This is a genomic window from Serratia bockelmannii, from assembly GCF_008011855.1.
GTDB classification, from domain to species: Bacteria; Pseudomonadota; Gammaproteobacteria; order Enterobacterales; family Enterobacteriaceae; genus Serratia; species Serratia bockelmannii.
Map to the genome: position 1 here is coordinate 42,008 of NZ_VOUX01000003.1, position 15,985 is coordinate 57,992.

General features: G+C 59.1%; 16 protein-coding genes. 2 read left to right on the forward strand and 14 right to left on the reverse strand.

All coding sequences use genetic code 11. The features are described 5' to 3' along the window. Nucleotides 1-31 precede the first annotated feature (31 nt). From FOT55_RS04710 to lpxO, 3 genes are all read right to left on the reverse strand, one after another. Nucleotides 32-730 carry a CTP synthase C-terminal region-related (seleno)protein gene (locus tag FOT55_RS04710; protein WP_169540440.1) on the reverse strand — a complete coding sequence of 233 codons (699 nt, stop codon included), beginning with the start codon at nt 728-730 and terminating at the stop codon, nt 32-34. Between the two features lie 113 nt (nt 731-843). Continuing rightward, on the reverse strand, nt 844-1,764 hold the full coding sequence (lpxP, locus tag FOT55_RS04715) for a kdo(2)-lipid IV(A) palmitoleoyltransferase (protein WP_016930250.1): 921 nt from the start codon (nt 1,762-1,764) through the stop codon (nt 844-846). A gap of 303 nt (nt 1,765-2,067) precedes the next feature. Continuing rightward, nucleotides 2,068-2,973 (reverse strand): lipid A hydroxylase LpxO, encoded by a 906-nt coding sequence (lpxO, locus tag FOT55_RS04720; RefSeq protein WP_025304427.1) that lies wholly within the window; start codon nt 2,971-2,973, stop codon nt 2,068-2,070. Nucleotides 2,974-3,221: 248 nt separating this feature from the next. Here lpxO and FOT55_RS04725 point away from each other — a divergent pair, with 248 nt between their 5' ends. Beyond that, a complete protein-coding gene (locus tag FOT55_RS04725; protein WP_016930249.1) occupies nt 3,222-3,563 on the forward strand; it encodes a hypothetical protein in 342 nt (113 codons plus the stop codon). Between the two features lie 451 nt (nt 3,564-4,014). On the opposite strand, the gene fis is transcribed toward FOT55_RS04725, so the two are convergent. The 11 genes from fis to acuI all read right to left on the reverse strand — a co-directional run bounded on the left by fis (nt 4,015) and on the right by acuI (nt 13,751). After that, on the reverse strand, nt 4,015-4,311 hold the full coding sequence (fis, locus tag FOT55_RS04730) for a DNA-binding transcriptional regulator Fis (protein ID WP_000462905.1): 297 nt from the start codon (nt 4,309-4,311) through the stop codon (nt 4,015-4,017). Then, nucleotides 4,293-5,297 carry a tRNA dihydrouridine synthase DusB gene (dusB, locus tag FOT55_RS04735; protein WP_025304426.1) on the reverse strand — a complete coding sequence of 335 codons (1,005 nt, stop codon included), beginning with the start codon at nt 5,295-5,297 and terminating at the stop codon, nt 4,293-4,295. Before dusB ends, fis begins: the two co-directional genes overlap by 19 nt. Nucleotides 5,298-5,690: 393 nt before the next feature. Beyond that, the gene (gene prmA, locus FOT55_RS04740) at nt 5,691-6,572 is read right to left on the reverse strand and encodes a 50S ribosomal protein L11 methyltransferase (protein ID WP_016930246.1); all 882 of its coding nucleotides are present in this window, start codon (nt 6,570-6,572) and stop codon (nt 5,691-5,693) included. Between the two features lie 11 nt (nt 6,573-6,583). After that, a complete protein-coding gene (gene panF / locus FOT55_RS04745) occupies nt 6,584-8,029 on the reverse strand; it encodes a sodium/pantothenate symporter (protein WP_049208301.1) in 1,446 nt (481 codons plus the stop codon). Then, entirely contained in the window at nt 8,019-8,261 is a 243-nt protein-coding gene (locus tag FOT55_RS04750) for a YhdT family protein (RefSeq protein ID WP_025304424.1), read from the reverse strand. Before FOT55_RS04750 ends, panF begins: the two co-directional genes overlap by 11 nt. Before the next feature lie 152 nt (nt 8,262-8,413). Continuing rightward, a complete protein-coding gene (gene accC, locus FOT55_RS04755; RefSeq protein WP_019453177.1) occupies nt 8,414-9,763 on the reverse strand; it encodes an acetyl-CoA carboxylase biotin carboxylase subunit in 1,350 nt (449 codons plus the stop codon). A 12-nt stretch (nt 9,764-9,775) separates the two neighbouring features. Beyond that, complete coding sequence (gene accB, locus FOT55_RS04760; protein ID WP_004936889.1) at nt 9,776-10,243, reverse strand: acetyl-CoA carboxylase biotin carboxyl carrier protein; 468 nt, start codon at nt 10,241-10,243, stop codon at nt 9,776-9,778. A 32-nt stretch (nt 10,244-10,275) separates the two neighbouring features. Then, nucleotides 10,276-10,728 carry a type II 3-dehydroquinate dehydratase gene (gene aroQ, locus FOT55_RS04765; RefSeq protein ID WP_004936891.1) on the reverse strand — a complete coding sequence of 151 codons (453 nt, stop codon included), beginning with the start codon at nt 10,726-10,728 and terminating at the stop codon, nt 10,276-10,278. Between the two features lie 287 nt (nt 10,729-11,015). After that, a complete protein-coding gene (gene msrQ / locus FOT55_RS04770) occupies nt 11,016-11,615 on the reverse strand; it encodes a protein-methionine-sulfoxide reductase heme-binding subunit MsrQ (protein WP_004936895.1) in 600 nt (199 codons plus the stop codon). Next, nucleotides 11,616-12,617 carry a protein-methionine-sulfoxide reductase catalytic subunit MsrP gene (msrP, locus tag FOT55_RS04775; RefSeq protein WP_147823178.1) on the reverse strand — a complete coding sequence of 334 codons (1,002 nt, stop codon included), beginning with the start codon at nt 12,615-12,617 and terminating at the stop codon, nt 11,616-11,618. It abuts the gene before it with no gap. Between the two features lie 156 nt (nt 12,618-12,773). Further along, entirely contained in the window at nt 12,774-13,751 is a 978-nt protein-coding gene (gene acuI, locus FOT55_RS04780; protein ID WP_004936902.1) for an acrylyl-CoA reductase (NADPH), read from the reverse strand. 204 nt (nt 13,752-13,955) lie between these two features. On the opposite strand from acuI, the gene csrD reads away from it, so the two are divergent. Continuing rightward, a complete protein-coding gene (gene csrD / locus FOT55_RS04785; protein ID WP_025304421.1) occupies nt 13,956-15,890 on the forward strand; it encodes an RNase E specificity factor CsrD in 1,935 nt (644 codons plus the stop codon). Nucleotides 15,891-15,985: the final 95 nt, after the last annotated feature.

Consider the following 15,985-nt stretch of genomic DNA (forward strand, 5'->3'; position numbering starts at 1 on the left):
GTCAATGAAGCCCTCGCAGGAGGGCTTTTTTTTACCCGTTGGCGGCTGTTTTGACGAGTTCCACCACCAGCGGTGAAAGCTCGCCGCGCAGCGCGGCGCGTTCCGACTGGAACAGCGTGGCGACGTAAAAACGCCGGCCCGGCAGTTCGATGGCGCGCACGTCGCCTTCGCTGTCGTGGCCGCTGATGATCAGCGGGAAGCGCTCAAGATCGGCGACGAATTCCGGATTCACGCCAAAATTGCAGTGGTAGCCTTCATGGGTGTTCAGGCTGCCGTAGGCCTGTGCGACGCGGGTGTCGGGCTGAAAAACGATGTCGCCGGTTTTTTCCACCAGCGAGCAACTCAGCGGGGCGATCACCAGCCGGCCACCGCTGTCGGTTTCCGCATGGCCGGCGTCGTGCCAGCCCATCACGTTGCGGGCGTATTCGACGATGGCGTATTGAAAACCACCGCAGGAGCCGAGGAACGGCACGTCGTTTTCCCGCGCATGACGGATCGCCATAAAGGCGCCGTCGTCGTAACGATACGGGCTGCCTGGCACCACCCAGATGGCGTCGAAATTTTGCAGCGTTTCGGGGGAGATCAAGGTTTCGGTCGGTAGCCACTGGGGCTGCACGTCAATATCGAGATGGGCGGCGGTGAGCTGGAGCGCCACGGGGATGGCCTGATGGGCCACGGCTTGCGGGTTGTAATCACCGACCAGAGCAATGCGAACTTGAGCTTTCATCATTTCCGTTCCTGTGCGGGTAAAGAAGGAGATTACAGGAAAGTAGAGTGTCGAGCCGCCGTTTTTTAAAGGTGGCGCACAAAAAAGCCCGGCATTGGCCGGGCTGAAAAAAAAGGTCAGTACAGCGAGGGCGCACCAGCCGGTCGGGTTTTGAAACGGCGGTGCAGCCACATGTATTGCTCCGGCGCTCGCATGATCTCTTTCTCGATCACTTTGTTCATGTAAGCCGCCGCCGCCTGTTCGTCGCTGAGTGGATAGTCTTCCAGGGCCGGCTGGATCAGCAGGTCGTAGCCGCGGCCGCCTTCGCGGCGGATCAGCACCACCGGCACCAGCGCCGGGTTGGCCATGCGCGCCAGCATAAAGGTGCCGCTGGTGGTAGCGGCCTGATCGACGGCGAACAGCGGGGCGAATACGCTGCCGCGCGGGCCGTAGTCCTGATCCGGCGCGAACCATACCGCCTCGCCGCGCTTGAGCGCGTGCACCATGCCACGCAGATCTTTGCGGTCGATCATCGCCTTGTTGGAACGCATGCGGCCTTTGGTCTGCGCCCACTCCATCGCTTTATTGTTGTGCGGACGGTACATCGCCATCATCGGCTGGCACAGGCCCATTGCCCGGCCGCCCAGCTCCAGCGACATGAAGTGCACGCCGATCACCAGCACGCCGCGATCGTCGCGCTGCGCCATTTTGAGGTGGTTGATGCCGGAGACGTTGAACCAGCGTTTGACGCGTTTATCCGACCAGAACCAGGCCATGCCGGTTTCCAACAGGCCCATGCCGAGCGATTCGAAGTTGCCCACCACCTTGCGCTCGCGCTGCGCTTCGTCCATCTCGGGGAAACACAGCTCGAGGTTGCGACGAGTGATGGTGACGCGGCGTTTGAGAAATCGCATCGAGGTACGCCCCATCCACACTCCCAGCCGATTGAGCAACGGGTAGGGGAGCTGGACCAGCAGGAACAGCAGGGCGAGGCCGAACCAGGTTAACCAGTAGCGCGGGTGCAGCAAGGCCAGTTGAAATGCTTTGGCTGATTTCATAGAAACTCTTTTTATACGTTAAAAGGGGCAGCAAGCTGTAACGCATATAAAGGTTCCACTCGATAGCGATACGACTACTCAGACACCCAGGTACGGCCAGGGTTTAGTCGGAATTCCATAATTGACTAAACATTTACATTCGAAGGGCGGTTTGCGCTGCTATCAGGCTTCGGAGGGATAGCTGTTGGCCAGCGGAGGCGGCTCTAGGAACGTGTATGTTAACACAGGGTACGGGGTGTGGCGGAAGAGGGGCATGCGAATATTCTCATTCGCGTTGCCCCTGTGTTGACGATTGGCGACGGTTTACAGGCTGGGGAGGATGATGGCGGCGAAAATAGCGACGATCACCAGCCACTTCAGCAGGTAGTAACCACGGCGGTTGCGCGCTTTCAGGCGTTGGCCGGCATCGCGCACTGCGTTGACGTACTTGAAGATGCGGTTGATGCCGCCGGTGCGGTCCTGATCGTCGTTCGGCGAGCTGGCTGCCGACATCAGCGTGGCGCCGACCCAGTGGTTGACCGCCTGCGCCCAGCGCCATTTCATCGGCCGTTCGACGTCGCAAAACAGAATGATGCGCGTCTGATCGGTGGCGTTCTGCGCCCAGTGCACGTAGGTTTCATCAAAGATCACCGCCTCGCCGTCACGCCAACTGTGCTGCTCGCCATCGACCTCGATGAAGCAGCGATCGTCGTTGGGCGTCATCAGCCCCAGATGGTAGCGCACCGAGCCGGCGTAAGGATCGCGGTGTTTACCTAAATGGCTGCCGGGCGGCAGCTCGGCGAACATCGCGGCCTTGACCGACGGGATGCGGTTGAGCAGCTCGACGGTTTTCGGGCACAGCGTTTGCGCCGAAGGGTGGCTGTCGCTGTACCACTTCAGATAAAAACGTTTCCAGCCGCGCTTGAAGAAGGTGTTGAATCCGGCGTCGTTGTGCGACTGCGCCTTTTTGATGTGATCCTGCAAGCGCACCGCTTCCTCGCGGATCACTTGCCAGTTGTCGGTCAGCGTCTGCAGCTCCGGGAAGCCTTTTTCGTCGAAATAGGGCTGTTTGGCGGGCAAACGGGAGAAGCCGGTCATAAACATGTTGATCGGCCCCATAAAGGTGGAGTGATCGAACAGTTGGCGGGTAAGCTTTTGTTTCTCTTTGCCGCGGGAGTGTGCGTAGAGGAAGCTGATGATAAAAATGCCGATAATGATCGCGGCAACCATAGAATCCATCCCTGTTGGTGCTTGTTAAAAATTCGTACAAATTATAGTTTTGTGACAGGAAAAATTTAACTTTTTCGTGCGCTTTCCCCGCTCATACTGCTTGGTGGCATAAAAAATCAATAAAACCGTTGGTAATAAAATTTTGTATCGATTTTTTTGGTTTTAGTCCTATTCTTAAATCGTTCAAGGGGCATTTCATGCCATCTTGTTTCATGACGAATGGCACGTATCTGAGAAAAGAGGGACTTATGAAGAAATCAATCATTGCCTTGTCTGCACTGCTGCTCGCTTCCCCGGTGTTCGCTGCTGAAACCGCGACCGACACCGCCGCTCACGCCAGCAACGAGGTCGTCGCTGAGGCGCATAAAGGGGCGGATACCGCCAAAGAAAAGCTGCACCAGTCTCAGGACAAGGGTGAAGAGCTGAAGCTGAAAGCCAAGCACGCCGCCGAAGGCAAGAGCGACAGCGTCGGCAGCAAAGTGAGCGAAGGCTCGCAAAAGGCCTGGCACTCCACCAAACAGGGTACGGAGAAGGCTTGGGACAAGACCAAGCAAGGGGCGGAAAGCCTCAAGAACAAAGCGACCGAATAAGGTCTCCGCTTTACCCCAAGGGCCGCGTTGCGGCCTTTTTTATTGCCCGCAAACCAGAACCTATGCTCCCGCTTTGTCGCCCCGAGTAAAACGTGAGAGTATTCTTCATCGATTGGCGACTCAATCGTAAGCAAGGAGGAAGCTCTATGAGATCCCACTGGGTAAGGCGTTTATTTACACCCTCACCAACCTGGACAGGCAGAGCATCGGTTATCTTGGGTCTGCTGGTGTTTGGGGTGTTGAGCGGGCTGGATAGCCTGGGTGTGGAGTTGGACGGGTGGAAGCGCTCCGTGATGGTCGCGGCCGTGGCGGGTATTTGCTATTTCATTGCCGGATATATTGATAAGCGCATTCCGCGCAAAGCCCCGCCAATGTAGGCATAAATCAGACAAAGAAAAAGGCGCTTATCAAATGAGATAAAGCGCCTTTTCAACACGTTAACTGACTAGTATCAGTTCATGCCGTATTTTTTCAGCTTCTTGCGCAGCGTGCCGCGGTTGATGCCCATCATCAGGGCTGCGCGGGTTTGGTTGCCACGGGTGTATTGCATCACCATGTCCAACAGTGGCTGTTCAACTTCAGCCAGTACCAGCTCATACAGGTCATTTACGTCTTGACCGTTCAGTTGAGCAAAATAGTTCTTCAGTGCTTGTTTAACCGAGTCACGCAGAGGCTTTTGAGTCACCTGATCTTGTGAGTTAACGGTAGAAACGGTCAGTACGTCAGAATTTACGCGTTGTTCGAACATAGTTCTGTCAGCTCTTTTTTTACGCTAAGATTTTCGAAATATGCCTCCAACGCCTCCAGCTGTTCGCTGGCATCCTCTATGGCGTTGAATGTGCGCCGAAACTGGTCATTCGGAGCGTGTTCCTGGAGATACCAGGACACGTGCTTACGAGCAATCCGGAATCCCTTGCCTTGGCCATAGAAGCCGTGCAATTCCCGAATGTGCCCAATCAACAAGCGCTTCACCTCGCCAAGCGGCAGCGGCGGCAGCAACTCCCCAGTGTCCAGATAATGCTGGATTTCCCGGAAGATCCAGGGTCTCCCCTGAGCAGCGCGGCCTATCATCAGGGCATCGGCCCCGGTGTAGTCGAGCACTGCTCTGGCTTTATGCGGGTCAGTAATATCCCCATTCGCGATAATCGGAATGGAAACACTCTGCTTAACTGCCCGAATGCTGTCGTATTCCGCGTTGCCGTTAAACAGACAGGCGCGGGTTCGGCCGTGAATCGTCAGGGCCTGAATACCACAGTCTTCGGCCAGTTGGGCAATCTCTACACAGTTACGGTGCTCTGGCGCCCAGCCGGTGCGAATCTTCAGCGTTACCGGCACATCCACCGCGTCGACCACCGCGTGGAGGATCCGTTTAACCAGATCCGGGTACTGCAACAAAGCGGACCCGGCAAGCTTCCGGTTCACTTTTTTGGCCGGGCATCCCATATTGATGTCGATGATCTGCGCGCCGCTGGCCACGTTGATACGCGCGGCGGCGGCCATATCATCAGGATCGCATCCGGCAATCTGCACGGAGCGGATCCCTGGTTCATCGCTATGCACCATACGCAGACGCGACTTATCCGTCCGCCACACCTCCGGGTTGGAGGAGAGCATTTCGGATACAGCCATCCCAGCACCCATTGCATGACAGAGGGTTCTGAACGGGCGATCTGTAATACCGGCCATCGGGGCCGCAATCAGGCAATTAGTAAGCTGGTGGTGTCCAATGCGCATAGACAAAGAGTGACCATACTGTGTCCGCAAGGGCGCGTATATTACGCATTTTTGCGTCGAGATGAAAGGCCAAACTTTAACCAATTGGCCCTGTATTAGGGCGAAAAATGCGCTACGCGGCGATTCATAAAAATATTATATATATTTTACAATAAGTTGACGAAAAGTGCTTATTTTGTGTGCGGCAAAATATTCGCCTTTGTGCAGAATATTATCTGCATTCGCCCGCTATTTTTGCTGGTATAGCCTGCCTGGAAGGCGCATTGTCAGGGCGATCCGTCGTTGAACGGCAAAAAATTGCATAAAATTTTGTCTCGTCCGTCTGGCGATCGCCGGACAAAAAAAATCCACCGGCGCAGGGCCGGTGGATGAGGGGGCAATAGACCGTGACGCTTACTTGCGGCGGCCGGTGATACGGCACCACTCTTCGCGCTCGGCGACCGGATCGAGCGTGAACTTCTCTTCGTAGGCTTCCGCTACGCTGCTCGCCTGGCTGGCCAGCACGCCGGACAGCCCCAGATGACCGCCGGCCTTCGGCAGGCAACCAATCAGCGGCGCCAGCTCGCGCAGCGGGCCGGCGAGGATGTTGGCGACCACCACGTCCGCCAGCAGGTCCGCCGGCTGGTCTTTCGGCAGATACAGCTCCAGACGCTCTGAAACGCCGTTACGCTGTGCGTTGTCGCGGCTGGCCTGAATGGCCTGGGGATCGATGTCGATGCCGATAGCGCGCGCCGCACCCAGCTTCAGCGCGGCGATTGCCAGGATGCCGGAACCGCAGCCGAAGTCGATGACGGTTTTGCCCGCCAAATCGAGGCCGTCCAGCCACTGCAGACACAGCGCGGTGGTCGGGTGGGTGCCGGTGCCGAACGCCAGGCCCGGATCGAGCATCACGTTAACCGCGTCGGGATCGGGAACGTCGCGCCAGCTCGGGCAGATCCACAAGCGCTCACCGAAGCGCATCGGGTGGAAGTTGTCCATCCACTCGCGCTCCCAGTCCTTGTCTTCCAGCTGTTCTATCTTGTGGCGGAAACCGGCGCCCAGCAGCGGGTGCTGTTCCAGCATCGCCACCACCTCGGCCATATCGGTTTCGGCGTCGTACAGGCCGATCACGTCGGTATCGCCCCACAGCAGGGTTTCACCCGGCAGCGGTTCGAACACCGGGTTGTCGTGGGTGTCCTGGAAGGTCACCGACACGGCGCCGCTTTCCACCAGCGCGTCGCTCAGGTCTTCCGCCTGGCTGCCGGTGGTGTTCAGTTTGAGTTGGATCCAAGGCATAGCAATTCTCTTTAAGAGGGTAATGATGACGCCGCCCGGCGCTTTTCGCCGACGACGTTACCGAGATAAAACGCCAACAGGCTGAGCAACAGCGAAGGCACGATAGGATGCAGCCCCGCCGGTTGCAGGTTGAAGCTGGCCAATAGCGTATAGCATACCGCACCCGACACCATTGAGCTAAGCGCTCCCTGAGCATTGGCGCGTTCCCAATACAGGCCCAGCACCAGCGGCCACAGGAAGACCGCCTCCAACCCGCCGAAAGCCAGCAGGTTGAGCCAGATGATCATCTCTGGCGGCCGCCAGGCCGCCAGCAGCACCAGCAGACCGAGGATCAGCGTGGTCAGGCTGGAGAAGCGCTTGATCAACCGCTCGTTGTGGATCTGCTGTGGGCGTACGCCCAGATAGAGATCCTTGATGATGGTGGCGGAGGATTGCAGCAGCTGGGCGTTGATGGTCGACATGATCGCCGCCATCGGCGCCGCCAAAAAGATCCCGGCGGCGTACGGCGGCAGCACGGTGATCATCAGCGTCGGGATCACCTGATCGGGGATCTTGAGGTCCGGCAAGACCGCGCGGCCGAGCGCGCCGGCCAGGTGCATGCCGAACATCAGCACCGCCACCACCACGGTGCCGAGCAGAATGCCGCGATGCACCGCCTTGCTGTCTTTGTAAGAGATGCAGCGCACGGCGGTGTGCGGCAGGCCGATCACCCCGAAGCACACCAGGATCCAGAACGACGCCATAAACGGCAGGCTGAGGATTTGATCGCCGCCCTGCGGCGACACTAGCGCCGGATCGATCTGCTGCAGCTTGTCCACCGCGCTGTGCAACCCACCGGCGGCGTGGATCACTGCCACCAGCAGCAGTACGGTGCCGAGCAGCATCACCAGCCCCTGCATGGCGTCGTTCAGCACGCTGGCGCGGAAGCCGCCGAAGGCGGTGTACAGCGCGATGCTGATGCCGAAGATCAGCAGGCCGGTGTCGTAGGGAATGCCGGCGGCGGTCTCCAGCAGGCGGGCGCCACCGATAAACTGCACCGTCATGGCGCCGAGGAACGCCACCAGCAGACTGAGGCTGGCCAGCCACACCAGCAGGCGGCTCTGGTAGCGGCCATACAGCATGTCATTGAGGGTGATGGCGTTGTAGCGCCGCGCCAGGATGGCGAATTTCTTGCCCAGCACGCCGAGCGACAGCCACACCGCCGGTAGCTGGATCATCGCCAGCAGCACCCAGCCCAGGCCGTATTTATAGGCGGCGCCGGGGCCGCCGATAAACGAACTGGCGCTGATGTAGGTGGCGGTCAAGGTCATCGCCAGCACAAAGCCGCCCATCGAGCGGTTGCCGAGAAAGTATTCGCTGAGGAAATTCCCGCTCTGGCGGCGGCTGTAGGCATACACCGACAGGCCGAATACCAGCAACAGGTAGGCGACCAGCGGCAGGATCACTTCAGTTTGCATCGCTGTCCTCCAGCGAAATGTCGCGGAACACCGTGCGCACCATCAGCCAGCACAGGCCGGTGAACAGCAGCGGGACCAGCAGGCAGGCCATTTCGAACCAGTGCGGCAGGCCGGTGACGCCGATGGCGCTGTCCGGCAGGTAGGCTGCCAGCCCCCAGGCCAGCAGGTAGAGCAGCGTCAGCCCCAGCGCCCAGCGCGCTTCGCGGTGCGCCTGAATAAAGCGTTTGTCCATCCGTGTCTCCCATAGGTTTACGGTGATGGATTCATCAAAGGTAGGGAATTTTACGGCATGACGGCGTTTTGCCAAGCCGTTACTGGCGGCAGCGCCAAAGAAAAAGGCCGGTGATTAACCGGCCTTTCGTCAGACGATGCTGCGTGGCTGCCTTAGGTTTCCTGCAGACCCAGCTTCTTCTCCAGATAGTGGATGTTGGTGCCACCGTGCTGGAAGTTTTCGTCGTTCATGATCTTCTGCTGCAGCTCAACGTTGGTTTTGATGCCGTCGATGATCAGTTCAGCCAAGGCGTTTTTCATGCGGGCTATCGCCACGTCACGGTTTTCGCCGAAGGTGATCAGTTTGCCGATCATGGAGTCATAGTACGGCGGTACGGTATAACCGGCGTAGATATGAGATTCCCAACGCACGCCGAAACCGCCTGGCGCGTGGAAGCGTGTGATCTTGCCCGGGCTCGGCAGGAAGGTGTTCGGATCTTCGGCGTTGATGCGGCATTCTACCGCGTGGCCGTGGATCTTCACTTCTTCCTGTTTGATCGACAGCGGCTGACCGGCAGCGATGCGCAGCTGCTCTTTGATCAGATCCACGCCGGTGATCATTTCGGTAACCGGGTGTTCTACCTGAATACGGGTGTTCATTTCGATGAAATAGAACTCGCCGTTTTCATACAGGAACTCGAAGGTGCCCGCACCGCGGTAGCCGATTTCCACACAGGCTTTCGAGCAGCGCTCGCCGATGTAGCGGCGCATTTCGCTGGTGATGCCCGGCGCCGGCGCCTCTTCGACCACTTTCTGGTGGCGGCGCTGCATGGAGCAGTCGCGCTCGGCCAGATAGATGGCGTTGCCCTGGCCGTCGGCCAATACCTGAATCTCGATGTGGCGCGGATTCTCCAGGTATTTTTCCATGTACACCATGTCGTTGTTGAAAGCCGCTTTGGCTTCCGCTTTCGTCATGTTGATGGACTGCTCAAGGTCTTTGTCGCTGCGCACGACGCGCATGCCGCGACCGCCGCCGCCGCCGGAGGCCTTGATGATCACCGGATAACCGATGCGCTTGGCGAAGGCACGGTTTTTATCCATGTCGTCGGTCAGCGGGCCGTCGGAGCCCGGTACGCAGGGCACGCCGGCTTTTTTCATGGCGTTGATCGCGGAAACCTTGTCGCCCATCAGGCGGATGGTTTCGGCTCTCGGGCCGATGAAGATGAAGCCGGAGCGTTCAACCTGCTCGGCGAAGTCGGCGTTCTCCGACAGGAAGCCGTAGCCCGGGTGGATCGCCACGGCGCCGGTGATTTCCGCCGCCGAGATGATGGCCGGGATGTTCAGGTAGCTTTTTACCGATGGCGCAGGACCGATGCAGACGGTCTCGTCGGCCAGCAGAACGTGTTTCAGATCGCGGTCGGCCGCGGAGTGAACCGCAACGGTCTTGATGCCCAATTCTTTACAGGCACGCAGGATGCGAAGCGCGATCTCGCCGCGGTTGGCGATAACAATTTTATCAAGCATGGGGGCGCCTCGTTATTCGATGACGACCAGCGGCTCGTCATATTCGACCGGCTGGCCGTTTTCCACCAGGATGGCTTTCACGACGCCGGACTTGTCCGCTTCGATCTGGTTCATCATTTTCATGGCTTCAACGATGCACAGGGTATCGCCGGCGTTCACTTTCTGGCCCACTTCCACGAAGGCTTTCGCGTCCGGGCTTGGGGTGCGGTAGAAGGTGCCTACCATTGGGGAACGAACGACATGGCCACTCACGGCCGCCGGTGCTGCAGGGGTTTCTGCCGCAGGCGCGGTGGCAACGGCGGTAGCCAGGGCTGGCTGCTGCTGTGCCGGCATCGCGTAAGCCTGCTGCATGACGGGATAAGCCTGCGCCGGTGCGGCACGGCTGATGCGAACCGATTCTTCGCCTTCAGAGATTTCCAGTTCAGAAATACCTGATTCTTCAACCAGTTCGATCAGTTTCTTGATTTTACGAATATCCATGAGTGTGATTCCGTACTCTTTTTGTGGAGCAATTAGTGGGTTTTCGACAGACGGTTAACCGCTGCCTGTAAAGCGAAAGCGTAGCCATCCGCGCCGAGGCCGCAAATCACGCCTACCGCTACGTCTGAGAGATAAGAGTGATGGCGGAAAGGTTCGCGGGCGTGCACGTTGGACAGGTGGATCTCGATGAACGGGATCTGCACCGCCAGCAACGCATCGCGCAGCGCCACGCTGGTATGCGTGAACGCCGCCGGGTTTATCAGAATGAAATCGGTGTTGCCGCGCGCCTGATGAATGCGATCGATCAGCTGATGCTCGGCGTTGGATTGCAGATGGCTCAGGGTAATATCCAATGCGGATGCCTGGTTTTCCAATCCGTTAACAATCTCTGTCAGCGTCGTGCTGCCGTACTTCTCCGGCTCACGCGTCCCCAGCAGATTGAGATTGGGGCCGTTCAGAAGCAAAATGTGAAACTTATCCGCCATTGTGCTGGTATCTCCGGCAATAAAACCATCATCGTAGAAAATAACCCGATGTTACCGATTTGTCACCTGTTAAGGGGCAAATTCACCCTGAGAACAGAAACAAGGTCGGGCATTATAACGATATCGTAGCAATTCGCAGCTAAATACTGGTCTTATCAGCGAAGATATTCAACCCCAAATCGAGGAACTGGGGGATCCGTGACAGGAATATGAGCGCTGGAACACAGAAAAAGTTCCCGCCGGCGGCGCGCGTTTTTCCGCGCCAATAACGCGCACCGCCGCGCGATTCAGCGCCACCAGGCGCGGAATTTCTTGTAACGCAGGCCCAACAGCGCCACCGCCAACAGCGCGTAAATGAACGGCTGGGGGGAGAACGTTTTGACCGACCACAGGTAGTGGATGGGGGCGAGGATCGCCGCCAGATAGACGAAGTTGTGCAACGTTTGCCATTTGGCCCCCAGCTTGCGCATCGCCCACAGCGTCGACGTGGCCGCCAGCGCCAGCAGGATCAGCCAGGTGAGGATGCCGAGCGTCAGATAAGGGCGGTTCACCAGCTCGCTGCCCAGCAGGCCGAGATTGCTCAGCCCCAGCTCCAGCGTGGAGTAGCTTATCAGGTGCAGCGTGCCCCAGGCAAAGCACCACAGCCCCACCAGACGGCGACAGCGGATCAGCAGCGGCTGCCGGGCGTAGCGCGCCAGCGGGGCTATCATCAGCGTGGCCAGCAGCAGTTTCAGCGTCATCCTGCCGGTGAAATGCTGGATGTCCTTGGACGGATCGGCGCTGAACCAGCCTTGATCCACTGCCAGCACCAACCACAAAAAGGGCAAAAACGCCGCCAGATGCAGGGCGGCTTTCAGCCATTTGATATGAACAGGCGTCAGGCGCACTTAGAAATTCTCCCGCAGATCCATGCCGCGATACAGCGACGCTACCTGATCGGCATAGCCGTTGAACAGCAACGTCGGCTGCCGTTTGACGTCGAGAATGCCGCCGGAGCCGATAAAGCGCTCGGTGGCCTGCGACCAGCGCGGATGATCGACGTGCGGATTCACGTTGGCGTAAAAACCGTACTCGTTCGGCGCGGATTGGTTCCAGGTAGTCGGCGGCTGATCGCGCACCAAACGGATATGCACGATCGATTTGATGCCTTTGAAGCCGTATTTCCACGGCGTGATCAGCCGCAGCGGCGCGCCGTTTTGCGGCGGCAGGGTTTTGCCGTATACGCCGACGGTCAGCAGCGCCAGCGGATGCATCGCCTCGTCCAGCCGCAGCCCTTCGACGTAGGGATATTTCAGGCCGCCGCCGATAAAGCGATCTTTCTGGCCGGGCATCTGCTCCGGATCGTACAGCGTCTGGAAGGCCACGTAGCGCGCGTTGCTGTTCGGTTCGGCCAGCTTGATCAGCTTGCCCAGTTCGAAACCGATCCACGGCACCACCATCGACCAGGCCTCGACGCAGCGCATGCGGTAAATGCGCTGTTCCAGCGGGAAACGCTTCATCAGATCGTCGATGTCCAGCGTGATCGGCTTCGCCACCTCGCCGTCGATGCGCACTTTCCAACCTTCGGTCTTGAGCCCGCCGGCGTTGGCGGCCGGATCGGCTTTGTCGAGGCCGAACTCATAGAAGTTGTTGTAGCCGGTGACCTTGTCTTCCGGCGTCATCGCCAGCTGCGCCTGCCAGGCGGCCGGTTTGCTGAATTCCAGCGCTTTGCCCGGCGGCGCCTTGGGGCGATCGTTGCCCTTGAACCACGACAGCAGGTCCGCCTGCGCGCCGGTAGGCAGCGCCAGCGTGGCGGCGGTGATGCCGAGCGCCTGCAGCACCTTGCGCCGCTGGTGGAACACGCTCTCCGGCGTGACGTCGGCCTCGGTTAATTTCGGGTGTTTGTTCATGCTTATGCTCTCCGCGACGGATTCCCGCCGTCCGCGAGCGACTGACGGGTCTTCATGAAATAAGCATGGCGCTAAAGCCGGCCGGAAGCGAGCGGGAGCGGGAAAATATGAAATTTCGCAGATGCGGGCGAACCCCCCGTTGCCGGGGGGAGAAGGTCAGCGGATTTTCACCAGGGTGCGGCCGGTGATTTGGTTGTTCAGCAGTGCGGCGGCGGTGGCCGGCGCCTGCTCGAGGGCGATTTCATGTGTGGCCTGCTGATAGAAGCTGTCCGGCAGAATGCCGGCCAGCCGTTCCCAGGCGGTTTGGCGGCGGTGCAGCGGCGTATGCACCGAATCCACGCCCTGCAGGCGCACGTTGCGCAGAATGAACGGCATCACGGTGGTCGGCAGTTGATAACCGCCCGCCAGGCCGCAGGCGGCGACGGTGCCGTTATAGTTCATCTGCGCCAGCACCCGCGCCAGCAGTTTGTCGCCGACGGTGTCCACCGCGCCGGCCCACAGCTGTTTCTCCAGCGGACGCGGCGTGTCGATATAGCCATCGCGCGACATGACCTCTTTGGCGCCGAGCGCTTTCAGGTACTCGGTATTGCTGTCGCGGCCGCTGATGGCGGTCACCCGGTACCCCAGCGCCGCCAGCAGGGCGATGGCGGTGCTGCCCACGCCGCCGCTGGCGCCGGTGACCAGGATATCGCCGTCGTCCGGGTGCACGCCGCCTTCTTCCAGCGCCATCACGCACAGCATGGCGGTAAAGCCGGCGGTGCCGATGATCATCGCCTTGCGCTCATCCAGGCCGTTCGGCAGCGGCACCAGCCACTCACCGGAGACGCGCGCCTGCTCGGCCAGGCCGCCCCAATGGTGTTCGCCCACGCCCCAACCGGTGAGCACCACGCTTTGCCCCTCTTTGAAGCGATCGTCGCGGCTGTGGCGCACGGTGCCGGCGAAGTCGATGCCCGGCACCATCGGGAAGTTGCGCACGATCTTGCCTTTGCCGGTGATCGCCAGCGCATCTTTATAGTTCAGGCTTGACCAGTTGATGTCGACGGTGACATCGCCTTCCGGCAACCGATCGCTGCCGATATCTTTGATATGAGCCAGAGTTTGGTCGTCTTGTTGTTCCAATAACAGTGCACGCATGTCACTCTTCCTCTCGTTTACACTTTTCTATCAATGGCTGAATCACATTTATTTGACTATATGCATAATAAGCGGCCCAAGTCCTGATAAAGGACAAAAACGGCGCTTGCAGGTTTAATTCCTCGGCAAGGCTTGTTAGGGTTGGACGGCCCCTTTTAGCTAAAGGGTGAACACTCACTTAACCATAGCGGACAAGGCACAGGGATGCGATTTACCACCAAACTCTCTGCATTGATCACTCTGTTGGTCGCGCTGGCGATGTTTTTGATGCTGATGGGATGCTCATACAGCTTCTTTTACGTTACCCAGGATCGCCAGGAGCGCCGCTTTGATTCGCTGGTCACCTCTCTCGATCAAGCCATGTTGCAGGAATCGCCGCGCGATCAGGAGAAATGGTTGCCGATTGTCATGCGTCCGCTCGGCATTGTGTCGATCCGCGTAGAGGCCGGTACCAGCAAGCTCCTCGACTATAAATTGCCGACGCTGAAAAAAGAGCCCTGGGATGCGCTGAACGGCTATCGTCAGGTCTCGCGAACTCTGTTGCAGCACCCGGGCAGTACGCTGCACATCACCTACCTCGATCCCTTCGCCAGCGACGTGCGCACGCTGCAATCCACCGCCGCCGTCACGCTGTCGATCGTCGTCATGGTGGTGGTTTTGCTGTTCAGCCTGCGCTGGCTGCGTGAGCAGGCCGACGGCGAAGATCGTCTGGAACGCCGTGCGCGGCGCATTCTGAACGGCGAGCGTGAAAACGTCATGCAGGGCGACGTGCGTGAGTGGCCAGCCAACGTCAGCGGCGCGCTCGACCGCCTGCTGGCCGATCTGGCGGAAGCGCGGGAAGAGCGCAGCCGGGTCGATACGCTGATCCGCGCCTTCGCCGCGCAGGATGCCAAAACCGGGCTGAATAATCGCCTGTTTTTCGATAATCAATTGACCACTCAGTTGGAAGATGAAGGCTCGCACGGCATCGTGATGATGGTGCGGCTGCCCGACTTCGAGACCCTGCGCGAGACGCACGGCAGCATGGCGGTGCAAGAGCTGATGTATTCGCTGGTCAACCTGCTGTCTACCTTCGTGATGCGCTACCCGTCGGCGCTGCTGGCGCGCTACTTCCACAGCGATTTTACCGTACTGTTGCCGCATCGAACCCTGAAGGAAGCCGACGGCATCGCTTCACAGCTGGTCAACGCCATCGATGCCTTGCCTTCCACGGCGCTGATCGATCGCGAGGCCTTCCTGCACATCGGCATCGTGGCGTACCGCAGCGGTCAAACCACCGAGCAGGTAATCGACTATGCGGAGCAGGCGACGCGCCACGCTACGCTGCAGGGCGAAAACGGGTGGTATGTGTACGACAGCCAGGTGCCGGAAAAGGGGCGCGGCAGCGTCAAGTGGCGCACGCTGCTGGAACAGGTGCTGGCGCGCGGCGGCCCGCGGCTGTATCAGAAACCGGCGGTGACCGTGGAAGGCGAGGTGCACCATCGTGAGATCATGAGCCGGATCTATGACGGCACCCAGGAATTGCTGCCGGCGGAATATATGCCGCTGGTGCAGCAGTTGGGGTTGGCGGAGAGTTACGATCGCCAACAGGTGAGCCGCATCATTCCCTTGTTGGCGCAGTGGCCCGAGGAAACGCTGGCGTTTCCGCTGTGCGTGGACTCGATTTTGCAGCGCTCTTTCCAGCGCTGGCTGCGCGATACGCTGTTGCAATGCGAAAAAAGCCAACGTCGGCGAATTCTGATTGAACTTGCGGAGGCAGATGTGTGTCAACATATCGACCGTTTGCGTCCGGTGCTGAGGCTGTTGTCAGGGCTGGGCTGCCGTCTCGCGGTGTCCAAAGCGGGTTTAACCGTGGTCAGTACGTCCTATATCAAGTCGCTGCAGGTGGAGATCGTCAAGCTCCACCCGGGGCTGGTGCGGAGCATCGATAAGCGGGACGAAAACCAGCTGTTCGTGCAGAGCCTGACCGGCGCCTGCGCGGGCACGCGTGCTCAGGTGTTCGCGGCCAGCGTACGTACGCGCAACGAATGGCAGACGCTGAAAGAGCGGGGGATCCACGGCGGGCAGGGCGACTTTTTCGCATCGCCGGAACCTATCGACGCGGGGCGTAAAAAATATTCACGTCGTTATCGTGTTTAAGCTGATTGCCGGACAAAAATTGACGTAGAATGAGCGCCGGATCCATCTGGGCCATGTCACCCGTCATTTTGGAGTTTTCTCCAATCTGCCTGCGA

Bases quoted from the DNA above. Each gene is read 5' to 3' on its own strand.
- FOT55_RS04710 (WP_169540440.1), bottom strand. From the start codon at position 730: ATGATGAAAGCTCAAGTTCGCATTGCTCTGGTCGGTGATTACAACCCG.
- lpxP (WP_016930250.1), bottom strand. From the start codon at position 1,764: ATGAAATCAGCCAAAGCATTTCAACTGGCCTTGCTGCACCCGCGCTAC.
- lpxO (WP_025304427.1), bottom strand. From the start codon at position 2,973: ATGGTTGCCGCGATCATTATCGGCATTTTTATCATCAGCTTCCTCTAC.
- FOT55_RS04725 (WP_016930249.1), top strand. From the start codon at position 3,222: ATGAAGAAATCAATCATTGCCTTGTCTGCACTGCTGCTCGCTTCCCCG.
- fis (WP_000462905.1), bottom strand. From the start codon at position 4,311: ATGTTCGAACAACGCGTAAATTCTGACGTACTGACCGTTTCTACCGTT.
- dusB (WP_025304426.1), bottom strand. From the start codon at position 5,297: ATGCGCATTGGACACCACCAGCTTACTAATTGCCTGATTGCGGCCCCG.
- prmA (WP_016930246.1), bottom strand. From the start codon at position 6,572: ATGCCTTGGATCCAACTCAAACTGAACACCACCGGCAGCCAGGCGGAA.
- panF (WP_049208301.1), bottom strand. From the start codon at position 8,029: ATGCAAACTGAAGTGATCCTGCCGCTGGTCGCCTACCTGTTGCTGGTA.
- FOT55_RS04750 (WP_025304424.1), bottom strand. From the start codon at position 8,261: ATGGACAAACGCTTTATTCAGGCGCACCGCGAAGCGCGCTGGGCGCTG.
- accC (WP_019453177.1), bottom strand. From the start codon at position 9,763: ATGCTTGATAAAATTGTTATCGCCAACCGCGGCGAGATCGCGCTTCGC.
- accB (WP_004936889.1), bottom strand. From the start codon at position 10,243: ATGGATATTCGTAAAATCAAGAAACTGATCGAACTGGTTGAAGAATCA.
- aroQ (WP_004936891.1), bottom strand. From the start codon at position 10,728: ATGGCGGATAAGTTTCACATTTTGCTTCTGAACGGCCCCAATCTCAAT.
- msrP (WP_147823178.1), bottom strand. From the start codon at position 12,617: ATGAACAAACACCCGAAATTAACCGAGGCCGACGTCACGCCGGAGAGC.
- acuI (WP_004936902.1), bottom strand. From the start codon at position 13,751: ATGCGTGCACTGTTATTGGAACAACAAGACGACCAAACTCTGGCTCAT.
- csrD (WP_025304421.1), top strand. From the start codon at position 13,956: ATGCGATTTACCACCAAACTCTCTGCATTGATCACTCTGTTGGTCGCG.